Consider the following 1617-nt stretch of genomic DNA (forward strand, 5'->3'; position numbering starts at 1 on the left):
ACTGCATTTTACAGATAACTTTTTCTATCTTAACTTAATGAATAAATTTTATTTCTTCGGCGTTATTGCCGTGTTGGGCATTATTGGAACATCGTTTGGCGCCTGGGCTAAAGTTACACACCAATCTTATGCTGATAGTGCAATTACAGTTGGATTAATATTCCGGACTGTTGGATTGGCTGCATTGGTTTGGTTTTTATTTATGTGGCTAAAAAAGAAAAATTAGTTTTCAATAAGTTTTGAAAATTCAAAAAACGCACTATCTTTGTACTATAAATAAATCATCATGAAACTTACCGAAGCAAAAGCACAGTTCATCAGCAGTTGGGGCGCCTTTGGTACGCATTGGGGTATCAACCGCACCATGGCGCAAATACATGCGCTGCTGCTGGTAAGTCCCGATCCGATTACACAGGATGATATTATGGAGCAACTCAACATCAGCCGTGGCAATGTAAATATGAATACCCGTGATTTAATTGACTGGGGTTTGGTGGACCGTGTGCTTATACCCGGCGAACGCAAAGAATTTTTCAGCGCCGAAAAAGATATCTGGAAAGTGGCCACACAAATTATTAAAGAAAGAAAAAAACGGGAGCTGGATCCGATGCTTAAATTATTAACGCAGCTGGAAAAAATTGACGGCGATAAAAAAGATGCTGCCACCAAACAGTTTATTGATACTGTTGCCGGCATCAGAAAATTTGGCGGCCAGGCCGATAAAATGCTCGACGTAATGATAAAGGCAGATGAGAGTTGGTTTTTGGGCAATATTTTAAAGTTCTTTAAATAGTTTTTAACATGGTCTGACGTCCCGTCTGACCATGTTAAAAACCCAGGCTGCTTTTGCAGCTTTTCTTTAACAATGTATTTTCAAATATTTCTGAAATTATAAAATACACAGTTTATGCGCAAGTTTAAAAAAATTGATTTTGAGATAAATGTGATACTAATAATTCTTTGTACTGTTTTTGCTTTTTGTAAACAGGGAGCCAGTTTTTTTATAGGTTATTTTATTGTCGGCATGTGGCAGATACTTAGTTTACTTATTCATTATTACAAGAATTGGTTTTGTGAAAAAGGTACAAAAAGACGTAATTATCAATCACTAATTATTACTCTTCTTATTATTACAGCTGTAGGGTTTATTATCTATCCAATTATTATAATAGTGGCCTTTATACTTTTATTTGCAGCACCTGTAATGGCTGTATATTATACTTGGATTTGCTATGATGAAACTTATATAAAAATGCAACGGCCTTTATCAGTATTAAAATAAAAACTCACCTTAAATATAAATTTATGAACTACATTATCATCACTTACAGTTTTTATCTAATCATTACAATTGCATTAACAATCTGGGTTGCAAGAACTTTGTTTAAAAATGGTAAAGTCTTTTTAATAGATATTTTTCACGGTCAGAAAGAATTAGCGGACAGTGTAAATAATCTGCTTTTAGTAGGCTTTTACCTTATAAATATTGGATATGCAGTTTACACTTTGCAGGTAACAGGCAGAGTAACGAACTTTCAGGAGGTAATAGAAAAATTGAGTTTAAAAATTGGACTCATCATTCTTATATTGGGAGGTATGCATTTTTTTAACCTCTAT

At 34.1% G+C, this 1617-nt stretch carries 3 protein-coding genes and 1 pseudogene; all 4 read left to right on the forward strand.

The genetic code is table 11. The features are described 5' to 3' along the window. Positions 1-226: pseudogene (locus ACY65O_RS06455) on the forward strand (hypothetical protein); the annotation flags it as partial. A 60-nt stretch (positions 227-286) separates the two neighbouring features. Beyond that, a complete protein-coding gene (locus ACY65O_RS06460) occupies positions 287-793 on the forward strand; it encodes a GbsR/MarR family transcriptional regulator (RefSeq protein ID WP_462220034.1) in 507 nt (168 codons plus the stop codon). 114 nt (positions 794-907) lie between these two features. Beyond that, complete coding sequence (locus ACY65O_RS06465; protein ID WP_462220035.1) at positions 908-1282, forward strand: hypothetical protein; 375 nt, start codon at positions 908-910, stop codon at positions 1280-1282. Positions 1283-1305: 23 nt separating this feature from the next. Then, positions 1306-1617: hypothetical protein (locus ACY65O_RS06470; RefSeq protein ID WP_462220036.1), on the forward strand; the 312-nt coding region annotated here is incomplete at its 3' end.

Origin of the sequence: Ferruginibacter sp. (assembly GCF_031430955.1) — a bacterium.
Classification (GTDB): domain Bacteria; phylum Bacteroidota; class Bacteroidia; order Chitinophagales; family Chitinophagaceae; genus Ferruginibacter.